A 20,299-nucleotide genomic window follows, 5' to 3' on the forward strand; every position below is an offset into this window, starting at 1 on the left:
CGCGCCATTGGAGCGTTATACAATAACGATATGATCCGACACGCCCTCTCTCGCAACCGCCGCCCGGGACGGCCCGCAGCGGTTCTGCTGCTCCTGCTCGGCATCCTGCTGCCCGCGCTCGCGCTGGCCGGCCACCCCCTCGGCGGCGGCCCGGAGCCCGACGCGGATGCCGATGCCACGGAACAGCCACCGCCCGCCGAAACGACGAGACCCGCCGATGCCCCGGACGCTCTTGCCGACGCCGGGCTCCCGGGAGGGAATGACGCCGGACCGCTGGAACGGCTGGTCGGCTGGGTCCTGCATACCCAGCGCCAGCTGCACCGCGAACTGACCCGGGGACTGCACGGGCTGCGCGACGCGCCATCGGCGCAGGCGGGCGCCCTGCTGATCCTCGTGAGCTTTCTCTACGGGGTCTTCCACGCCGCAGGACCCGGGCACGGCAAGGCGGTGATCACCACCTACCTGCTGACCCAGCCACAGAACCTGCGCCGCGGCATCGCCCTGTCGGCGGCGTCATCGCTTGCCCAGGGCGTCACGGCCATCCTGCTGGTCGGGCTGCTGGTGGGCCTGCTCGGCTGGCTGACACGCGAGACCCTGGGACAGGTCCGCCACCTGGAGATCGCCAGCTTCGCCCTGGTGGGACTGCTGGGCGTCTGGCTGATGGGGCGCGCCCTGCGGCAGGCCTGGCGGCGCCGGGCAGCCGCCGCGCACGGGCATGACCACGGGCATGACCACGGGCATGACCACGAACATGACTGCGGCTGCGGCACCCCCCACCACGTCGACCCCGATCACAAGGGCACCTGGTGGGGCACCGTGCTGGCCGTGGGCATCCGCCCCTGCTCCGGCGCCGTGCTGATCATGGCAGTATCCGCGGCCGTCGGTCTGGTCTGGGCCGGCGTGGCGGCCGTGCTCGCGATGTCCGCGGGTACCGCCATCACGGTCTCCGTGCTGGCCATGCTCGCGGTCTACGCTCGCGACTGGACCCGGCGGCGTTTCACCGGCACCCGCGCCGCGCGCCTGGCCTGGATCGGGCCGGCCTTCGGCCTGACCGGCGGCGCGATCATCGCGGTGCTGGGCTTCAGCCTGGTGCTGGGGGCGGTGGCCGCGGGTCCGGCGATGCATCCGCTCGGCATGTAGGGCTCCCGCCCCGCGCTTGCCCCTGCCCCGCGCCGTCCTCTACTTTGCAGGGCAAGACAAGTCCAGCGAGACCGCGCATGTCCAACCCCCGGGTCCACCCCGCAACCATCCGTCCGGAAGACGCCCCCACCCTGCCGGCGCTGTTCCGCGCCCGCGTGGCCGCGACCCCCGATGCCCCGGCCTACCGCCAGTTCGACCCCGAGCGCGAGGAATGGACCTCCAGCAGCTGGGGCGAGATGGGCCGCACGGTCGACCGCTGGCAGGCAGCGCTGGCCACCGAGGGCCTGCGGCCGGGCGACCGCGTCGCCATCATGGTCGGCAACTCGCGCGAGTGGATCGCCGCCGACCTCTCCGCCATGGAAATGGGCCTGGTCACGGTCCCGCTGTACACCGATGACCGTCCCGAAAATGTCGGTTACATCATCGGGCAGACCCAGGCGCGCGCCCTGCTCATCGGCGACACGGTGCATGGCCGCCGCCTGCTGGAGCATCTGGAGAAGATGCCGTCGCTCAAGCGCGTGGTGCGCCTGAGCGACAACGCGGGCACCTCGGGCGATCCGCGGGTCCTGCCACTGGAAGACTGGCTGCAGGGCGGCGACCCGTCCGCGATCCGCTATCCGGAACTGGACCCCGACGCCCTGGCGACCATCGTCTACACCTCCGGCACCACCGGACGTCCGAAGGGCGTGATGCTCTCGCACCGCAACATCCTGGAGAACGCCTGGGCCTCGTCTCTCACGGGCCCGCTCGGGCCGTCGGACCGGTTCCTGTCGTTCCTGCCGCTGTCGCACATGATGGAACGCACCGCCGGCTGTTACATGCCGATGATGGTTGGAGCCGAGGTGGCTTTCGCCCGCTCCATTCAGCTCCTCGGCGAAGACCTGCAGACCATCCGGCCGACGGTGCTGATCTCGGTGCCACGGATCTACGAACGCGTGCGCGGGCGGATCCGGGCCGGTCTCAGGCAGAAGTCGGCGCTCGGCCGCTGGCTGTTCGAGAAGACTGCCGCCGTGGGCTGGCGCCGGTTCGAACACCAGCAGGGCCGCGGTGGCTGGTCCCCCGCCTTCCTGCTGTGGCCACTGCTCGAGCGCGTGGTCGCGCGCAAGGTGCTGGACCGCCTCGGCGGCCAGGTCCGGTTCGCCGTCTGCGGCGGGGCACCGCTGCCGCCTCCGGTGGCGCAACTGTTCATCGGCCTGGGGCTGCCGGTGCTGCAGGGCTACGGCATGACCGAGGCCGGCCCGGTGGTCACGGTGAACACCCCGGATGACAACCTGCCGGCCTCCATCGGCAAGCCGCTGAAGGATGTCGATGTACGCATTGGCGAAAACCACGAGCTGCAGACCCGCTCGAACTGCGTGATGCTGGGCTACTGGAAGAACGAAGAGGCCACGCGCGAGACCATCGACGCCGACGGCTGGCTGCGCACCGGCGACCAGGCGCGCATCGACGACTCCGGCCATGTCTACATCACCGGCCGCATCAAGGACATCCTGGTACTGACCAACGGCGAGAAAGTACCGCCGGCAGACATGGAGATGGCCATCGGCCTCGACGGCCTGTTCGACCAGATCATGGTGGTGGGCGACGGGCAGCCGTTCCTCACCGCCCTGATGGTTCCCGAACCGGACGCCTGGCAGACCTTCGCCTCCGACCAGGGGATCGACCCGGCGACCGCGGGCGAGCCCCCGCGCAAGGTGGAACGCGCGATCCTCGACCGCATCCACCACCAGCTGGAGGACTTCCCCGGCTACGCGCGCATCCGCCACGTGTACGTGATCCACGAACCGTGGAGCGTGGAAAACGGCATGATGACCCCGACCATAAAACTCAAGCGGCCGGTGATCCGGGAGCACTACCGCGAGGCGATCGAGACCATGTACAACGGCCGCGACCGCTGAAGGAAACGCTGATCAGGACGGTTCCCGGGATTCGCCGGCTTCCGCTGCGTCCCCCTCCCCGTCGCCGTCATCGTCGGCCTCGTCGGTCGCCAGTGACAGCCCGGCGTCGGTGGCCACGTCGGCCAGATCGCGGATCTCGTCCAGCGGCGGTAGCTGGTCCAGGGCCTGCAGTCCGAGGTCGTCGAGGAAGCTGCGGGTGGTGCCGTACAGCGCCGGCCGCCCCGGCAGCTCCTTGTGCCCCACCACGTAGATCCATTCCCGTTCCTGCAGCCCGCGCATGATCCCCGAACTGACCGCCACCCCGCGCACCGATTCGATCTCGGCGCGGGTGACCGGCTGGCGATAGGCGATGATCGCGAGGGTCTCCAGCAACGCGCGCGACAGCCGCTGCGGGCGTTCCGGCCGCGCCGCGCGCACGCTGCCCGAGTACTGCGGCCGGACGCGGAAACGGTACCCGCCGGCCGAACGCACCAGTTCGATCGCGCGGTCGGCATAGCGCGTCTCCAGATGCGCCAGCGCCGCCTCCACCGACGCGCGGTCGACCTCGCCCGATTCCGCGCAGGCGGCGCGCAGATCGCGCAGGGATACGGGCTCGGTGGCGGCAAAAAGAACCGCCTCCAGGGTCAGCTCCAGCGCGTCGGGTGCGGGCGGCTCCGCCGCAGACCCGGCGCATTCGGGGACATCGTGGCTGGACATCGGCCCTCCCGGGCATGCCTGGACGAACCGCCGATTATAACGGTGGCGGCGGGCAGACACCGTCGCGACAGCGGGAACGCCAGCGCGAACGGGCGAACACGTTGTACACCCGGTCCATCAGCCAGACCACCGGCGGCAGCCGATGCAGCACCGCCCCCGCCACGCGGTAGTACGGCAGGTGCCGCCAGGTGGCGACGAAGGCGTAAGCCCCGCTCACCACCCGGCCGTGTTCATCCACCGCGTGCATGCGCCGCATGGCGTCCTCCCACGCGATGCCCCGGGCTTCCAGCGCCGCGGCGTCCGCATGGATATCCCGCCAGTCGATCCGCCCGGCCGTGTCCAGGCGCTGGTAGTGGCCGATCTCGCGGCGGCACAGCGGGCAACCGCCGTCAAAGAACACCACGGGCCGTTCGCGCGTGTCAGGCATGGCCGACGGGCCCGGTCATTTCATGGCGCGCCTCGGGCAGCGCCCGGAGTGCACGCTCCACCACATCGCGCGCGAGACCGCGGGTCATCTCGCCGTCGGCGGGGATCATTTCCGTGCGCACCGCCAGCGCCATCGCCAGCGCCTGCAACAGATCACCGTTGCAGGTGTCACCCAGCACCGCCACTTCGTGATCCACGGTGGTCAGCACGCGATCCAGCAACTGCTGCACGCGCACGGCCGAATCGGTCTCGGGATGCAGCGCGAACTCGAAGGTCAGCTGCTCCCCGCTTCCGCTGGTGTAGCGATACGGCAGGTATTCCATGGCTCGCCTCCTTGTTGTCTCTGATGGGCCGGAACGCGTCCGGCCGGCCTGTCGCGTGATCCGCGGCGAATGGCGATCTCCGTGATCCTTGGGCCGCGCGGAGGTCGCGGAGTTCGCCACAGCCGGACCTTTCCTGCGCTATTCTTGCTTCCGATGAAACGGTACTCCGGGTACAACCACCACGAAACCCCGATGGCGGAGGGGCGCCCGCGATGATGCTCCTGGGTCGACGTCGCCGCGCCCGGCCACCGGGGCCGCTGCGCTACCTCTTGTGGCTGCTCGTCGCCCTGCTGGGGCTGGTGCTGGCCGCGGTGGTCGCGGTGCTGCTGTATTTCGCCCGGGTCGATCCACCTTACGGCATGGCGATGGTCACGGCCACCGACCGCGCGACCGCCTCCCGTTACCGCCCGCAGTGGCGCTCGCTGGACGAACTGCCGGACGCCGTGCTGCTGGCGGTGATCGCGTCCGAGGACCAGCGCTTCCCGCGGCACCGCGGATTCGACTGGTCGTCGGTGCGCCAGGCCCTGACCGACCACGCGCGCGGCGGACGCCTGCGCGGGGCCTCAACCATCACCCAGCAGACCGCCAAGAACCTGTTTCTCTGGCATGAGCGTTCCTGGCTGCGCAAGGCCCTGGAGGCGGGTCTGACCGTGGGCATGGAGGTGCTGTGGTCCAAGGAACGCATCCTGGAAGTCTATCTCAACCTGGCCCAGTGGGGAGCCGGCATCTACGGCATCGAAGCCGCCGCGCAGCACTATTTCGACGTCCCCGCCAGCGAACTGACGCCGCAGCAGGCCGCACGCCTGGCGGCCATCCTGCCGTCACCGGGAAGGCTCGACCCGGTCACTCCGGGCGAAGGTCTGGAGCGCCGCATCGCCTGGATCGAGGAACAGATGCGGGTGCTGGGCCCCGGCTGGCTGCGGCCCGTGCGCGAGCCCGGGCTTTAGCGGGACGCGCTGCAACCTTTACACTCGCAGGCCTTTCCTCCAACCCGTCCGAGGTTCCGCGTGCCCGCACGACTTCCCGTCCCGCATCGCCTCCTGGCCGTTCTCGTCTTCCTGCTGACCGCACTGACCCTGCTGGTCTCGGGCTCGGCGGTCGCGGACGAGACGCCGTCCTCCGCCGAAACACACGCCGCGCTGATCGAACTGCTGGAGGATCCCGAGGCACGCGACCGGCTGCTGGAAACCCTGCGGGCCAGCGACACCCCTGGGGATGAAGGCGCCGCGGACGCCGCACCGGAGAACGCCGACGAGGGAGCCGTGGCCCTGCCGCGGCGCATCGCCCGCATGACCCAGGGACTGGCCGAGGGGACCGTCGCCGAGATCCGTACTCTGGGGACGGTCGTCGAGGACACCGCCGCACAGCTGCGGGCGATCGAACCGATAGCCTTCGGCATGGCAGTGACGGACCTCGCGCTCGTGATCGTTTTCACGCTGATCGTTTACTGGGTACTGCGCCGCGCCGTCTCGCCGATGTTCGGGGGGCTGAACCGCTGGGTCCTCAATGCCGCAGAACGGTACCGGCTGCTGCGCACCCTTCCCGGAGTCGGGCTGGCCGCGGTCATCGATTTCGTCGCCGTGGTTCTGGCCTGGATCGCGGGTTACGCGCTGGCGCTGTTCGTACTCGGCGAAACCGGCGCCATGGAGACCCGGCATTCGCTGTTCCTCAATGCGTTCCTGCTCATCGAGCTTGCGCGCGCCGCGCTCCGGCTGATCTTCGCGACCCGTTACCAGGGCCTGCGCCTGCTCCCCATGGAGGGCGAGGAAGCGGCCTACTGGAACGCCTGGCTGGCCCGCATCGTTTCCTATATCGGCTACGGCCTGCTGCTCCTGGTCCCGCTGACCAGCCTGCACATCTCGCTGGAGGCCGGACGCACGCTGGGACTGCTGGTGATGCTGACCGCCTTCCTGTACGCCGCGACCATCATCCTGCAGAACCGCCAACGGGTGCACGACCGCCTGATGGTCCTGGCGAACCGTTCGTATTTCTCCTTCACCCGCATCACCACCGGCCTGCTGGCCCGTTTCTGGCACGTCCTGGCGCTGCTGTACTTCCTCGCCCTGACGGTGGTCAGCGTCGTACGGCCCGAAGACGCACTGCCGTTCATGGCCACGGCCACCCTGCAGACTCTGATCGCCGCGTTCGTCGGCTTCTTCGTGGCGACCCTGCTGACCCAGATCATCGGGCGCAGAATCGCCCTTCCCGAAGAAACGCGGGAAAAGTTCCCGCTGCTGGAAACGCGCCTGAATGCCTACGTACCGAAGGCACTCAAGACCATGCGCCTGGTGATCCTGCTGATCGTGCTCGCGGTCATCGCCGACGGCTGGGGCGCCTTCAACCTGTTCGACTGGGTGCGCTCGGGTGCGGGCACGCTGATCCTGGGCACCGCCATCTCCGTCGCCCTGATCCTGCTCGGTGCGGCACTGGTGTGGCTGGTGTTCGCCAGCTGGATCGAGCACCGCCTCAACCCCAATACCGGCAACGGCGAACCCACGGCGCGCGAGCAGACGCTGCTGACCATCTTCCGCAATGCGGTCGCCATCGCGCTGCTGGTGTTCACGCTGATGATCGTGCTCGCCGAGCTCGGCATGAACATCGGCCCGCTGCTGGCCGGCGCCGGCGTGCTCGGCCTGGCGATCGGCTTCGGCGCGCAAAAGCTGGTACAGGACATCATCACCGGGGTGTTCATCCAGCTGGAGAACGCCATCAACGTGGGCGACGTGATCACCGTCACCGGCATCACCGGCACGGTGGAGAAGCTCACCATCCGCTCCCTCGGGATGCGCGATCTTGCCGGAACCTACCACCTGATCCCGTTTTCCTCGGTGGATGCGGTCTCCAACTACATGCGCGAATACGCCTACCACGTGGGCGAGTACGGGGTGGCCTATCGCGAGGACATCGACGAGGTCATCGTCCGCCTGCGCGAGGCCTTCGAGGAGCTCAAGCAGGACCCGGAACAGGGCCCCAACGTACTCGACGAGATGGAGGTGCACGGAGTCACCGCGCTGGACGATTCCTCGGTCAACATCCGTATCCGGATCATGACCGCGCCCGGCACCCAGTTCGGCCTGGGGCGCGCGTTCAACCGCCTGGTCAAGCGCCACTTCGACGCCGCCGGCATCGAGATCCCGTTCCCGCACACCACGCTGTACTTCGGCGAGGACAAGGACGGCTCGGCGCCGGCCGCCAACCTTCGGGTACTGGAATCGCGGCGCGTGCCCGAAGCGGATACCGACGATACCGATTACTCGCGGGACCGCCGGGCACGCCCCAATCCGAAGCACAAGGGCGACTACGACGACGTCGACGAGTGACCGGCCAGTAACCCGCCGGACAGTGTACGCCCCGCAGGCCGCCGGGGGTTCTTGGACCGGCGGGCCGCTCCGGCGAAGATCATGGCATGCGTCTGCTGATCCTGGTCATACCGCTGCTGCTGCTCGTCGCCTGGCTGCCCGGGTGGTGGGTCCGACGCACGATGGAGAAATATCACCGCCCGGAGGACCGCTACCGCTACAGCGGCGCGGCCATGGCGCGCGAGCTGCTGCACCGCCACGGTCTGACCCATGTGGACGTGGAGACCACGAAAGACGGCGACCACTACGATCCCGGCGACCGCACGGTGCGGCTGTCGCAGGAGAACTATCACGGCCATTCGCTGACCGCGGTCACCGTGGCGGCCCACGAGGTCGGCCATGCGGTGCAGCACGCACGGGGCTACCGCCCGCTGCAGCTGCGCGGCACCCTGGTGGCCGCCACCCGTCACGCCCAGCGGCTGGGCGCGATCCTGATGATCGGCATCCCGATCATCACCCTGATCACCCGCCACCCGGCGCCGGGCATCCTGTTCTTCCTGGCCGGCGTGCTGTCGATGGGCATGGCGGCGCTGGTCCATTTCGTGACCCTGCCCACGGAACTGGACGCGAGTTTCCGTCGGGCGATGCCGATGCTGCGCGAGGGCGGCTACCTGCACGAACCGGATTACCGCCACGCAGAGCGTATCCTGCGCGCGGCCGCGTATACCTATCTCGCCCAGTCACTCGCCAGTCTGCTGAACATCGCCTCGTGGTTCCGCTACCTGCGGCGCTGATCGGGCGAGTCGCCCGCCAATGGAACGCAAGGGCCTCCTGCGCGGTCTCTCCACCACCGCCACAGCCGGCATCATGCCCCGTTGGCGGGCCGACACCCGGCCCTCGAGGCTGTTAAGCTGTGGTTCATCACTCGCCTTCAGAGTGGCAAGAGACATCCTTTCAGGAGAGCAGTACGATGCAGAAACATTCCCGGTCGATCATCGGCCTGACCGCCGCCGCGGTCCTCGCACTGGCCAGCGGCATGGCCCACGCCCAGGGCATGGGCCAGGGCATGGGCGGCCAGCAACAGCAGGGCGGCCCCCAGGTGGAGATGCAGGAACTCCAGCAGACCCTCGCGCAGACCCAGCAGCAGGCCATCGAAAACAACCCCGAGCTGGAGCGCAAGGGCGAGGAACTGGAAGAACTGGTCCTCGACAAGATGGAAGCCGCCGGTTTTGAACCGCGTTCCGATCTGGACACCCTGGAATCCGCCGAGGAAGGCCTGCGTGATCCCGACCTGAGCGCGGAAGAACGCCAGCAGCTGATCCAGTCCGAAGACGTTCAGCAGGCGCAGCGCAACCTGCAGGAAGCCCAGCAGGCCGTGGCCGAGGATCCGGAGATCCTGGACGCCCAGGAATCCCTGCGGGAAGACCTGATGAGCGCCATGCGTGCGGAAAACGCCGACATTGACGATGTCATCGAGCGCATGGAAGCCCTGCAGCAGGAAATGATGCAGCAACAGCAGCCCGGGGGTGGCGGTGGCGCGCCCGGCATGGCGCCCCAGCAGTAGGAGCCTGCTCGCAGGCGAACTCGCAGGCAGCCAGCAAGGCCCGGTCCTCTCAGGACCGGGCCTTTTTCATTGCGGCCCGTGGGATTCCCCGCGGGGACCGCGAGCTCAGGAGTCGGGCGGAAGGCGCCCGTGCGCCTCGGCCAGTGCCCGCATCTCGCCGGCACGTTCCCCGGGCACCCACTCCCAGTCAAAACGCCAGTCCCAGTTACCCTCCACCGTCCCGGGCCGGTTCATCCGGTGCCCGGCATCCAGTTCCAGCACGTCCTGCATCGGCAGGATCGCGATGCGCGCCGGCGAGGCGTACGCCGTGCGGATCAGTGGCCAGGGCATGGTATCGGCCGCATCTTCCGGCTCCCCCAGGACATTCAGCACGTGCAGCTGCATGGGTTCATCCAGTGACGCGAACCAGCCCACGGTGGTGTCGTTGTCATGCGTGCCGGTATACACGGCGCTCATCTCGTCATGATTCGCCGGCAGGTACGGGTTGGCCTCGCCGCCCTCGAACGCGAACTGCAGGATCCGCATACCCGGGAAGTCGAACCGTTCACGCAGCGCGGTGACCTCCGGCGTGATCACCCCCAGATCCTCGGCCAGCACCGGCAGGTACCCGAGTTCGTCGCCCAGCGCCTCGAAGAATGCCGCGCCCGGCCCCTCGAACCAGTAGCCCCGGATGGCATCCGGCTCCTCGGCCGGGATCGCCCAGCTCGACTCGAAACCCCGGAAATGGTCGATGCGCAGGGCATCCACCGTCTCCAGCGCACGCCGAACGCGGCGAATCCACCAGGCATAGCCGGTCTCGGCCAGACGGTCCCAGCGGTATTGCGGATTGCCCCAGCGCTGTCCGGTCTCGGAGAAGTAATCCGGCGGGACCCCGGCGACCGTGCGCGGCTGCCCGCGCTCATCCAGATCGAACAGATCCCGGTGGCTCCAGACATCCGCGGAGTCGTGGGCGACGAAGATCGGCATATCCCCCAGCAGCAGCAGTCCGCAGTCGTTCGCGTGGCGGTGCAGTGCGCGCCACTGATCGGCGAACACGAACTGCACGAACCGCACCTGTTCCAGCGCCTGCGCTTCTTCCCGCGCGACACGCGCCAGGGCCTCCGGCTGGCGATCGCGCAGTTCCGGATCCCATTCCCACCAGGGGCGATCGTCGTGGCGCGCACGGATCACGCAGAACAGCGCGAAATCGTCCAGCCAGACCGGCCCCTGCTCCTCCAGAAAGACGCGGTACGCCGCATGCAGGGCATGCTCTTCCCGCGCCACCGCGGCACCGGCCCGTTCCAGGAGTTCCTCGACCGCCCGCCCGTCATCGACGATCCCGGTCGCCTCCGCCAGCCGCGCCGGATCGATCATCCGCGGATCACCGGCAAAGGCCGAGATGCTGGCGTAGGGAGAGCCGTCGCTCTGCACCGGGTGCAGCGGCAGGACCTGCCACAGGGTGAAACCCGCCGAGGCCGCCCAGTTGACGAACCGGAACGCCTCGTCGCCCAGGGTCCCCACCGAATGCGGGCCCGGCAGCGAGGTCGGGTGCAGCAGCACGCCGGCACGCCGGCGCTGCAGCAGCGGATTGGAATGCTGCGTTTCTTCCATCAATCAGTCCTGCCCTTTCCGCATGGTCCCTCCGGCAGCCGGATCGCCGCCGCCCACCGACAGCACCTCGTCCAGGGCCTCGGGCACCGCCAGTCCGGCCAGCTGGTACAGCCGCGCCAGGTGGCGCCGATAGAGCTGTTCGAAATCGCTCACCGAACCCGCCGGGTTGTAGGCCCCGAACCACCAGCACCAGTCGGACCCCTCGCAGATCGCGAGCTGTTCGCGCAGCTCCGGGGTATCCAGCGAAGGATCCGCCGCCACGGCAGCATCCACCGCGTTCCGGGCCTCGATCAGCCGGTCCCAGCCGCGGTTCTTGTCGGGATCGCCGATCCAGGTGGAAAACGTCCCGTAGACCCAGGAACCGGCAACCAAGGACGGGAGCTCGACAGGCGCCGCACCCCCGGAAGTCGTCGCATGGGCGCACACGTCGTCGAAGGTGCACAGGTTGAGCCGCTCGTGCTGCGCCAGGGCCTGGCACAACCCGCTGAGGAAATAGAAGCCGTTCTCGGGGTAGTACTCCCATGCGTTCTCGCCATCGAGGACCACCGAAACGACGCTGCCGGCCGGAGCAACCTCGGCGATGTTCCCGAGGTGATGCACGAAATCGGCCACCGCATCGTCAGCGTGCCAGTCCGCATAGCGAAAACCGATCGCGTCGGACAGCCCGTCATCGCGGAAATACAGGGCGATGTCGGTATCGCGCAGGCGGTACCCGCGATGCAGCCAGCCCTGCAGGTCGCGGGGCCCGTCTTCCTCGCCCTCGCCCTCCCCGTTGCCGTTGTCCTCCGCGTCCGGTGCGCTGCCGGCGGCTTCCAGGCTGTTGCCCAGCACACCCTGGCCGCTGGCCGTCCATCGCAGGCCGTATTCGTCCAGCAGGCGGATGGTGGCCTCGCTCAGGCTGCCCTCGGACGGCCAGCAGCCGGTCGGGCGCATGCCGAAGTGCTGCTCGAACACCTCCAGGCCCCGCTCGATGTGCCAGCGCACCCGGGCTTCCCCGTCCGGATACGCCGGTGCCTCCGGCAGTTCGGCCTCGGGCATGGCCTCACGGGCCGATGTCAGATCCTGCAGCAGCGGCATGATCGGATGCGCGTAAGGGGTGAACGACAGCTCCACCCGCCCCTGCTCGGCGAGCTTGCGATAGCGCGGGATGACGTTGTGCAGCTCGTCGCGCAGGATCTCCAGCAGGCGTCGACGCACCCCGGACTCGAAGCCGGATTCGGCCTTCAGCCAGCCCTGCAGTTCGGGCCGCGCGCGGCGCACGGTCTCGCCGGTCCAGGCCAGGTGATAGCAGGTGGCCAGGTCCTGGAAGAAGCGCCCGTCCAGATGCGCCAGCAGGAGGTCATCCTCCAGCGCCTGCCGACCGATTGCCGCCAGGCACGCGAACAGCGGGAACGGATCGATCATGCGCGGTGCATGGGCACGCAGGCAGGCGCGGATGATCTCGCGGCGCTGGTCCGGCTCCACCGGGACAATGTCCATATGCAGCATGTCCAGCACCGGATCCCCGACGGGCTCACAGGACTTCAGCGCCCGATCCACGCGTTCGGCATAGTCGGCGATCTGCTCCAGCAGGATGGGTGCGAAATTCACCACCGCCCGGGCCCGCGGGCAGGCCTCCAGATGAGCCGCCATGTCGGTGTAGTCCTTCAGGGCATGGAGATAGGTCCACGGCAGCACGTACTCCCTGCGCCCGCTGTCGAAGTACTGCGGCTGATGCATGTGCCAGCACAGGACCACGTCCAGCTTGTGCGGGACGCGGGCGAGGGCCTTCGAGGCGCGCTCAGCGGACATGGTGACGCGCCTGGCCGAGCATCTCCGGGGTCACCACACGCACGCCCCCGGGCGAGACGTAGTAATCGCGGGCATCGGCCTCGTCGTCCAGTCCGATCTCGGTCCCCGGCGGGATGCGGCAGGCCTTGTCGATCACTGCGTTGCGGATCACGGCGTTTTCGCCCACCTGCACGTCGGGCAGGATCACCGAGTTCTCCACCTCACCGCAGGCGCTGACCTCCACGCTGGAGAACAGCAGCGAATGCCGCACCCGGCTGCCGGAGATGATGCAGCCCCCGGAGACCATCGAGTCGATCGCCATGCCACGGCGGTCGTCGTCATCGAACACGAACTTGGCCGGCGGGAGCTGCTCCTGATACGTCCAGATCGGCCATTCGCTGTCGTACAGGTTGAGTTCGGGGGTCACGCCGATGAGCTCCAGGTTGGCCTTCCAGTAGGAATCGATGGTGCCGACATCGCGCCAGTAACCCTGGCGCTGGCCGGCCTCGTCGCGGAACGGGTACGCCATCACGCGGTGTTTCTCGATGATGCGGGGGATGATGTCCTTGCCGAAATCGTGGCTGGAGAAGGTGTCGTCGGCATCCTGAATGAGCTGTTCGAAGAGGAAATCGCGGTTGAAGACGTAGATCCCCATGGAGGCCAGCGAATGGGTCTCGCTGCCCGGGATGGTCGCCGGATCGTCGGGTTTCTCCTCGAACGAAGTCACGCGCCCCTCGGCATCCACGCCCATCACGCCGAACCCGGTGGCCTCCTCCTTCGGTACCTCCAGGCAGCCCACGGTCATGTCCGCCCCGCTTTCCACGTGCTGGGCGATCATCTGCCCGTAGTCCATCTTGTAGATGTGATCGCCGGCGAGGATCAGCACATAACTGGGGGCGTGCTGCCGGATGATATCGACGTTCTGGTAGACCGCGTCGGCAGTCCCGGAATACCAGGAGGTCTCGATGCGCTGCTGCGCCGGCAGCAGTTCGATGAATTCGCCGAATTCCCCGCGCAGGAAGCTCCAGCCGCGCTGGATGTGCTGGATCAGCGAATGCGCCTTGTACTGGGTCAGGATCGCCACGCGGCGGATCCCGGAATTGATGCAGTTGGACAGCGGGAAATCGATGATGCGGAACTTGCCGCCGAAGGGTACGGCGGGCTTGGCCCGCCACAGCGTCAGTTGCTTGAGTCGCGACCCGCGACCTCCGGCGAGCACCAGTGCCAGGGTTTCCCGGGTCAGTCGGCTGACGAACCGTTGCGGCTGAGGGTTCATAGGCCCATCCTTGCAGAAAGCTGCTGGTTGCGGGTTCCCCCGCGGATTCCGTTGACCGGCTCCACTCTACGTGAAGCGGATGCCTCGAGTATGACAACTGACCGGAACAATTGCATTACGGAAGTCGCGGATGAAATCCGGCGTCTGGCACAGGCCCGTCTGCACGACGCGCATGCGGTCCTGGGGGCCCACGCCCTTAACCGCCAGACCACCTGCTATCGCGCCTGGTTCCCGCAGGCCGACGAGGTCTGGCTGGTTCCGGAACCCGACGCGCCCCCGGAGCCCATGGACACCACCGACACCCCGGGGCTGTTCGTATGGAAGGGCGCCTCGCGCAAGCTGGCGGAACATCCGGAGCTGCGCTGGCGCCCGTCCGGCCACAAGGAGATCGTCAGCGTCATCGACCCGTGGAGCTTCGCCCCGAACATCCCGGATTTCGACCGCCACCTGTTCGGCGAGGGCCGCCACTGGCACGCCCACCGCATGTTCGGCGCGCACTGCGAAAACCGTGACGGGATCGACGGCGTGCGTTTTGCCGTATGGGCGCCGGCGGCCGAGCGGGTCAGCGTGGTCGGCGACTTCAACCACTGGGACGGACGCTGCCATCCGATGACCGTGCACGGCTCCAGCGGCATCTGGGAGCTGTTCATCCCCGGACTGGGTCCGGAAACCCTGTACAAGTACGAGATCCGCAACCGTGACACCGGCGAGCTGCGTCTGAAGTCCGACCCCTACGCGGCCGCCTACCAGGTACGCCCGGAGACCGCCTCGCGGGTCATCCCGGAGAGCGGTTACGCGTGGAACGACCGCGAGTGGATGGAGAACCGCGACCCCGAGGCCTGGAAGCACCGGCCGATGAGCATCTACGAGGTGCATCTGGGCTCCTGGCAGCGCAGCCCCGACGGTGACTGGCCGAACTACGCCGAACTGGCCGAACGCCTGGTGCCGTATGCCCGCGACATGGGCTTCACCCACCTCGAGCTGCTGCCGGTCACCGAGCACCCGTTCGACGGCTCCTGGGGCTATCAGTCCACCGGCTTCTTCGCGCCCACCTCGCGTTTCGGCGACCCGGATGACTTCCGCCGCTTCGTCGATACCGCCCATCAGGCCGGTCTGGGGGTGATCCTCGACTGGGTGCCGGGCCATTTCCCGCGCGACGACTTCGCCCTCGCCCGCTTCGACGGCACCGCGCTGTACGAGCACGAGGACCCGCGCCTGGGCGAGCACCGCGAATGGGGCACGCTGATCTTCAACTACGGCCGCCCGGAGGTGCGCAACTTCCTGCTGTCATCCGCACTGTGCTGGATCGAGGACTTCCACCTCGACGGGCTGCGGGTGGACGCGGTCGCCTCCATGCTTTATCTCGACTACAACCGCGAAGACCACGAGTGGATCCCCAACATCCACGGCGGCAACGAGAACCTGGACGCCATCGAGTTCCTGCGCGACGTCAACGAGACCGTGCAGACCGGCCACCCCGGCGTGGTGATGATCGCCGAGGAATCCACCGCCTGGCCCGGCGTGAGCCGGCCGCCGTCGATGGGCGGGCTGGGCTTCACCATGAAGTGGAACATGGGCTGGATGCACGACACCCTGACGTATTTCGGCATGGACCCGATCTACCGGCGTTACCACCACAGTCAGCTCACGTTCGCGCAGATCTACGCCTATTCGGAGAACTTCCTGCTGCCCTTCTCGCACGACGAGGTCGTCCACGGCAAGCGCAGCCTGCGCGGGCGCATGCCCGGCAACGAGTGGGAGCAGCATGCCAACATGCGCCTGCTGTACGCCTGGCAGTGGCTGTACCCGGGCAAAAAATTGCTGTTCATGGGCCAGGAGTTCGGCCAGGGAACCGAATGGTCGGAGGCCGGGGAGCTGGACTGGTACGTGCTGCAGTATCCGCTGCATCAGGGCCTGCAACAGCTGGTAAAGGACCTCAACGGGGTGTATCGCGAGCAGCCCGCGCTGCACGGTCGCGAGTTCGAGCCCGATGGCTTCGCCTGGCTGAATGCCGACGACGCCGACAATTCGGTGCTCAGCTTCGTGCGCCGGGACGTGGAGGGCCACGAACGCATCGTGATCCTCAACCTGACGCCGGTGGAACGCAGCGCCTACCCGATCCCGAGCCCGCGTTCCGGGACCTGGCGGGTGTTGCTGAACACCGACTCGGAGTTCTACGGCGGGGCATCGCGTGGCCCGCTGCAGTGCGAGGCCACGACCGAGGCGTATCACGGCCAGCCGGCCACCCTCCACGTGGACCTGCCGCCGCTGACCGCACTGCTGCTGGAGCCGACCGGGGGCTGAAGCCCCGCGCAGCGCCGGGGCACGGCCGGGAGGCGTCCGTCAGGACGCCATCCGCGCACGAACCTCCGGCTGCGTCACCGCCTCGCCCAGCCGGGCCTCCATCGGCCCGGCCTCGCGGGTCAGGGCCCCGGACAGGGCGAAGCCCGCCAGACGGCCGTTGGCATGGAACTCCATCCGGCGGCCGTCGGCATCGCCCCCCACGAGCACCCACTCACCGGTGGCCGCATCCGCGGCCGATGGCGGGCAGACCTGCATCGGCAGGCTGGTGGTCTTGACCTGCACGGTGCCGGCGTCCGGTTCATAGCGCGCCGTTCCCCCGGCCAGGCGATCGGCGATCACTTCCGCCTGGGCCCGCAGCGTACCCACGTAGGGGCGCAGGACGCCGTCGTATTCGGCGCAGTCCCCGAGGGCGCGGATCGCCGGATCGGAGGTCGCCAGCGTGGCATCCACCCGGATGCCGCGCCCGCAGTCCAGGCCGGCCCCGACAGCCACGTCGATGTTCGGCCGCAAACCGAGGGCGGTAATCACGACGTCCGCTTCCAGGGTCTCGCCACCGGCCAGTTTCAGCCGGGACGCCACGGGACCTTCGCCCGCCGCCGGCAAGGCCTGCAGACAAGCCACCGAGGTCCCGGTGTACAGGGCGACCCCGCGCTGCGCCAGTGCAGCCGCCAGGTCATCCCCCAGCTCGGGCGGCGCGAGCCGCGCCAGCGGGCGCTCGGCCATCTCGATCAGATCCACCGAATAGCCGCCGGCCGCCAGATCATCGGCCAGCTCGCTGCCGACCAGCCCCGCGCCCACGATCGCCACGCGGGCCCCGGGTTGCAGTTCCGCACGCAGCGCGCGGTAGTCATCCAGGGTGTTCACCACCCGCGGCGGGGGTCCGTCGCCCGGAATGTCGAGCCGTATCGGGCTCGCGCCGGTCGCCAGCACCAGATCGCCGTAGGGAATGCCGCCGCGCGGGGTGATCAGGCGCCGGCGTTCACGGTCGATGTCCAGCAGGCGCACGTGCGGCAGCAGCTCGACGCCCAGGCGCGCGGCCCGCGCCACGCCGGATTCCTCCATCAGGTCGTCCGGGTCCACGCCGCGCGCACAGGCCGTGGAGATCCGCGGTTTGGTGTAATAATCGCCGCGATCCCCGGTCACCAGACGAATACTGCGCTCCGGGTCGCGGGCGCGCAGTTCCTCGGCCATCGCCCAGCCGGCCATGCCGCCGCCGACGACCACCACCGCATCCGGGTCGTCCGCCAGCGGGGTGCGCCAGGCCTGCGCCGCTTGTGCCTCGACCGGGTCCTCGGCACGCGGCTGCAGGCGGTCGAAATCGGCCTTGGTGACGTTGCAGTCGGGGCAGTACCAGTCGTCCGGGATGTCCTCGAACCGGGTCCCCGGTGGCAGACCCGAGTCCGGGTCGCCCTTCGCCTCGTCGTAGATGTAGCCGCACACGCGGCAGATGTAGCGTCGATATTCGGTTTCGGCTTCAGCAGACATCACGCAACCTCCGGCAGACTGGCGACAATGGCCTCGAACAGCGGATCCAGCTCCGCGCCCAGGGCATCCAGGTCGGCGCTGCCCCAGGGGGCGAAGACCTCCGACGGGCGCCGCGCCGTTACATGCAGCTGCTCGCCGTCGCTCCAGACATGGATGCGCAGCGGGATGTCGATCCCCGCGGGCTTGCAGGCCTCCCACACGCGCAGGGCATAGCGCGGATGAAAGACCTCGAGGATACGGTCGACCGGGACCTCGGCCCCGATCATCGCCGCGTTGGCCTGGCCGTTGATCTCGGCGGCCACGCGCAGGCCCTGCGCCTCCACGGCCTCTTTCAGGGCCGCCACGGCCGCTTCGGCATCGAGTTTGGTGGTGGTTTCCAGCATGATGTCTCCTCCGGGCGCCGGTCAGTGGGCGTGGATACGCGCCAGCTCCTTGCGCAGGTGCTTGATGGCGGGCGTAACGATGGCCACGAAATAGGATTCGCGCAGCTTGCGCTGGGCGGCGGCACTGGCGAGATAGCCCCGGGCCCCGGTATGCAGCAGGGCCGATTGCGAAGCCCGCAGCGCCAGCTCCGAACCGGTCAGACGCATCTGCAGCACGTCGGCAAAGAAGGCGTCGCTGGTGTCGAAGGGATCGCGGGCCAGGGCATAGGTCGCCTGGCGTGCGTCTTCCAGGACCTCCTCCAGCTCGCCCGCCTGGTCGTCGAGGTAACCGTTCACGTGCGACAGGGTCTCGTTGGCCTCGTGCATGGTGTTGATGCAGCCCTCGATCAGGCCCAGGCCCATGCCCATCTGCAGCAGCACGAAACCGGGACGGATGCGCTGGATGTACTCCGGCAGCGGATCCGCCAGCACGTGCTCGTCGGGCACGAACACCCGGTCGAAATGGCAGCCGAAGGTGCGCGAACCCTCCAGGGCGATGAACTCGGGGCACGGGGTCAGGCTGAAGCCGGGGTCGGCGCAGTTGATGACCGCCATCAGCGGACGCGGGTTGTCATCCGTGGTACGGAAGATCGCACCGAAGTAGTGGTCCTCGCCCAGGTTGGACACCCACGGCAGCGCCCCGGACACCACGTAGCCGCCCTCCACACGTTCGGCCGAGAGCTTGAGCTCCTCGATGCTGGCGAACCATTTCATCGGATTGGACAGCGCGGTGGCGCCGAACGCCTCGCCGCCGGCCAGCTTCGGCAGTACCTCGCGCTTGAGCGTGGAGGAATCGCTGTTCTCCACGTACCAGGAGCAGGCGTTCTGGCACCAGGCGACAAACCCGGTGGTCATGCATTCGGCGGAGATCACCTCCTCGGCGCGGATCGCGGACACCAGATCGGCCTTGCCCGCCGGGTTCTGGCTCGCCAGATGCGAACGAAACGCTCCCAGCTGGCCAGCCTCGCGCAGGAATTCTTCGGGGTAGAGGCCTTCACGGTCGATGCGGCCGGTGAGCGGGGCAAGCTGCCCCGCCACCAGTTCCCGCAGCCCGTCCTCGGCCGGCGCCGGTCCGGAGACCGGCGCCTCCCCCGCTTGCTGTGTACGGGTCTCGAGCATTACGGGTCTCCTCGGCCTCAGGCCTTTTCCACGGCCACGTTGACCGGGTTGCGCATGGTGTTGGCGACCGGCGACCAGAAGTCGGCGTGCGCCACCAGTTCCTGCAGCTCTTCCTCGCTGGCGTCGCCCTCGAGGTCGACCTTCACGCGGATGTCGGTGAAGCCCAGGCGCTTGGACTTGTCGGTGTCGCCCACGCCCCAGACCGCGGTCACGTTGATGTCACCCTCCAGCGAGAGCTCCAGCTTGGTGAGGGTGATGCCGCGATCGATGGCGTTGGCATGCATCCCCACCGACAGGCAGGCCCCCAGGCTGGCCAGCGCGGCCTCCGAGGGGTTGGGCGCAGTGTCGTCGCCCAGCAGATGCGGGGGCTCGTCGATCACGTGGGCATCGAGGTCACGCACGTAGGTAAGGTTGCGGAACTTGCCCTCGCACACGGTGCGCGCCTTGAGGGTCACGACACTGTCGGGGTTGGACTTGCCCTTGTCGGCGAGCTTGTTCAGCCCGTCCTGGTCGATGGGATCCAGGGCATTCATGGAAATCGTGGTGGTGGCTTCTGCGGTCGACATGATCAGGTCTCCTGACGATTGTTTGGTCACTGCCCGAACCTTTTTGGCCGGGTCGCCAGTCCCGTTGCAGAAGCCGTGCCATGTTGGCCCCGATGGCGCCATGCCGCGGTTTTCGGCCGATCGGCAGTCCATCCGGGGAGATTAACCTGACCCGCAGTCGGACAAAGCGGACACTTTGTCCGCCCCTTGCACCAACATTGTCGACACAATGCCCCGTTGCACCACGACGAAACGTCGGCCACCGCCACCCGGCGTCACCGCCAGCGCCGGCCCGTGACCCCCGCCTGGTCCCCGCTGATCCGCGTCCTGCAGCCGTTTCACCCCCTCCGGAGCCACCCCGTTTCGCGCCCGGTCCGCCGCCGTTCTGCATCTGGCACGCCTCTTGTAAGGGTTCCTGTGAGCGCGCCGTGAGAACCACGGC

General features: G+C 68.3%; 17 protein-coding genes. 7 read left to right on the plus strand and 10 right to left on the minus strand.

Annotation, left to right across the window (positions count from 1 at the left end; genetic code table 11):
* Window positions 1-30: 30 nt before the first annotated feature.
* Both D893_RS07165 and D893_RS07170 read left to right on the plus strand, forming a co-directional pair.
* Window positions 31-1,140, plus strand: coding sequence for a nickel/cobalt transporter (locus D893_RS07165; protein ID WP_110619438.1), 1,110 nt, complete (start codon window positions 31-33; stop codon window positions 1,138-1,140).
* A gap of 77 nt (window positions 1,141-1,217) precedes the next feature.
* Entirely contained in the window at window positions 1,218-3,038 is a 1,821-nt protein-coding gene (locus D893_RS07170) for a long-chain fatty acid--CoA ligase (RefSeq protein WP_110619439.1), read from the plus strand.
* A gap of 12 nt (window positions 3,039-3,050) precedes the next feature.
* Here the strand turns inward: D893_RS07170 and scpB are convergent, their stop codons facing one another.
* From scpB to D893_RS07185, 3 genes are read right to left on the minus strand one after another with little or no spacing between them, the layout of a single operon-like run.
* Window positions 3,051-3,734, minus strand: coding sequence for an SMC-Scp complex subunit ScpB (scpB, locus tag D893_RS07175; RefSeq protein WP_110619440.1), 684 nt, complete (start codon window positions 3,732-3,734; stop codon window positions 3,051-3,053).
* A 34-nt stretch (window positions 3,735-3,768) separates the two neighbouring features.
* Window positions 3,769-4,161, minus strand: a complete 393-nt coding sequence (locus D893_RS07180; RefSeq protein WP_110619441.1) for a DUF393 domain-containing protein — start codon at window positions 4,159-4,161, stop codon at window positions 3,769-3,771.
* Window positions 4,154-4,483, minus strand: a complete 330-nt coding sequence (locus D893_RS07185; protein WP_018947672.1) for a hypothetical protein — start codon at window positions 4,481-4,483, stop codon at window positions 4,154-4,156. The genes D893_RS07180 and D893_RS07185 overlap by 8 nt, the downstream gene beginning before the upstream one ends.
* 212 nt (window positions 4,484-4,695) lie before the next feature.
* Between D893_RS07185 and mtgA the strand changes: the two genes are divergently transcribed.
* The 4 genes from mtgA to D893_RS07205 all read left to right on the plus strand — a co-directional run bounded on the left by mtgA (window position 4,696) and on the right by D893_RS07205 (window position 9,346).
* Complete coding sequence (gene mtgA / locus D893_RS07190; RefSeq protein WP_110619442.1) at window positions 4,696-5,430, plus strand: monofunctional biosynthetic peptidoglycan transglycosylase; 735 nt, start codon at window positions 4,696-4,698, stop codon at window positions 5,428-5,430.
* Between the two features lie 93 nt (window positions 5,431-5,523).
* Window positions 5,524-7,803: a mechanosensitive ion channel domain-containing protein gene (locus tag D893_RS07195; RefSeq protein WP_246863893.1), complete on the plus strand. Its 2,280-nt coding sequence runs from the start codon at window positions 5,524-5,526 to the stop codon at window positions 7,801-7,803.
* An 86-nt stretch (window positions 7,804-7,889) separates the two neighbouring features.
* Window positions 7,890-8,576, plus strand: a complete 687-nt coding sequence (locus D893_RS07200) for a zinc metallopeptidase (RefSeq protein ID WP_018947669.1) — start codon at window positions 7,890-7,892, stop codon at window positions 8,574-8,576.
* Between the two features lie 176 nt (window positions 8,577-8,752).
* Window positions 8,753-9,346 (plus strand): hypothetical protein, encoded by a 594-nt coding sequence (locus D893_RS07205; RefSeq protein ID WP_018947668.1) that lies wholly within the window; start codon window positions 8,753-8,755, stop codon window positions 9,344-9,346.
* 105 nt (window positions 9,347-9,451) lie between these two features.
* Here the strand turns inward: D893_RS07205 and malQ are convergent, their stop codons facing one another.
* From malQ to glgC, 3 genes are read right to left on the minus strand one after another with little or no spacing between them, the layout of a single operon-like run.
* A complete protein-coding gene (malQ, locus tag D893_RS07210; RefSeq protein ID WP_110619444.1) occupies window positions 9,452-10,936 on the minus strand; it encodes a 4-alpha-glucanotransferase in 1,485 nt (494 codons plus the stop codon).
* A gap of 3 nt (window positions 10,937-10,939) precedes the next feature.
* Complete coding sequence (locus tag D893_RS07215) at window positions 10,940-12,727, minus strand: glycoside hydrolase (RefSeq protein ID WP_110619445.1); 1,788 nt, start codon at window positions 12,725-12,727, stop codon at window positions 10,940-10,942.
* Entirely contained in the window at window positions 12,717-13,982 is a 1,266-nt protein-coding gene (gene glgC / locus D893_RS07220; RefSeq protein ID WP_018947665.1) for a glucose-1-phosphate adenylyltransferase, read from the minus strand. The genes D893_RS07215 and glgC overlap by 11 nt, the downstream gene beginning before the upstream one ends.
* A gap of 90 nt (window positions 13,983-14,072) precedes the next feature.
* On the opposite strand from glgC, the gene glgB reads away from it, so the two are divergent.
* Window positions 14,073-16,286 carry a 1,4-alpha-glucan branching protein GlgB gene (gene glgB / locus D893_RS07225; RefSeq protein WP_110619446.1) on the plus strand — a complete coding sequence of 738 codons (2,214 nt, stop codon included), beginning with the start codon at window positions 14,073-14,075 and terminating at the stop codon, window positions 16,284-16,286.
* A 39-nt stretch (window positions 16,287-16,325) separates the two neighbouring features.
* Here the strand turns inward: glgB and D893_RS07230 are convergent, their stop codons facing one another.
* Genes D893_RS07230 through D893_RS07245 form a run of 4 tightly spaced genes read right to left on the minus strand, consistent with a single transcriptional unit; the run spans window position 16,326 to window position 19,878 of the window.
* On the minus strand, window positions 16,326-17,771 hold the full coding sequence (locus tag D893_RS07230) for an FAD-dependent oxidoreductase (protein ID WP_077244640.1): 1,446 nt from the start codon (window positions 17,769-17,771) through the stop codon (window positions 16,326-16,328).
* Complete coding sequence (locus D893_RS07235; protein WP_077244639.1) at window positions 17,771-18,154, minus strand: DUF302 domain-containing protein; 384 nt, start codon at window positions 18,152-18,154, stop codon at window positions 17,771-17,773. Before D893_RS07235 ends, D893_RS07230 begins: the two co-directional genes overlap by 1 nt.
* 21 nt (window positions 18,155-18,175) lie before the next feature.
* Complete coding sequence (locus tag D893_RS07240) at window positions 18,176-19,312, minus strand: acyl-CoA dehydrogenase family protein (RefSeq protein WP_110619447.1); 1,137 nt, start codon at window positions 19,310-19,312, stop codon at window positions 18,176-18,178.
* Between the two features lie 17 nt (window positions 19,313-19,329).
* Window positions 19,330-19,878 carry an OsmC family protein gene (locus D893_RS07245; RefSeq protein ID WP_018947660.1) on the minus strand — a complete coding sequence of 183 codons (549 nt, stop codon included), beginning with the start codon at window positions 19,876-19,878 and terminating at the stop codon, window positions 19,330-19,332.
* Window positions 19,879-20,299 lie beyond the last annotated feature (421 nt).

The sequence above is a fragment of the Thioalkalivibrio sp. ALE21 genome (genome assembly GCF_003208255.1).
Taxonomy (GTDB): Bacteria; Pseudomonadota; Gammaproteobacteria; order Ectothiorhodospirales; family Ectothiorhodospiraceae; genus Thioalkalivibrio; species Thioalkalivibrio halophilus.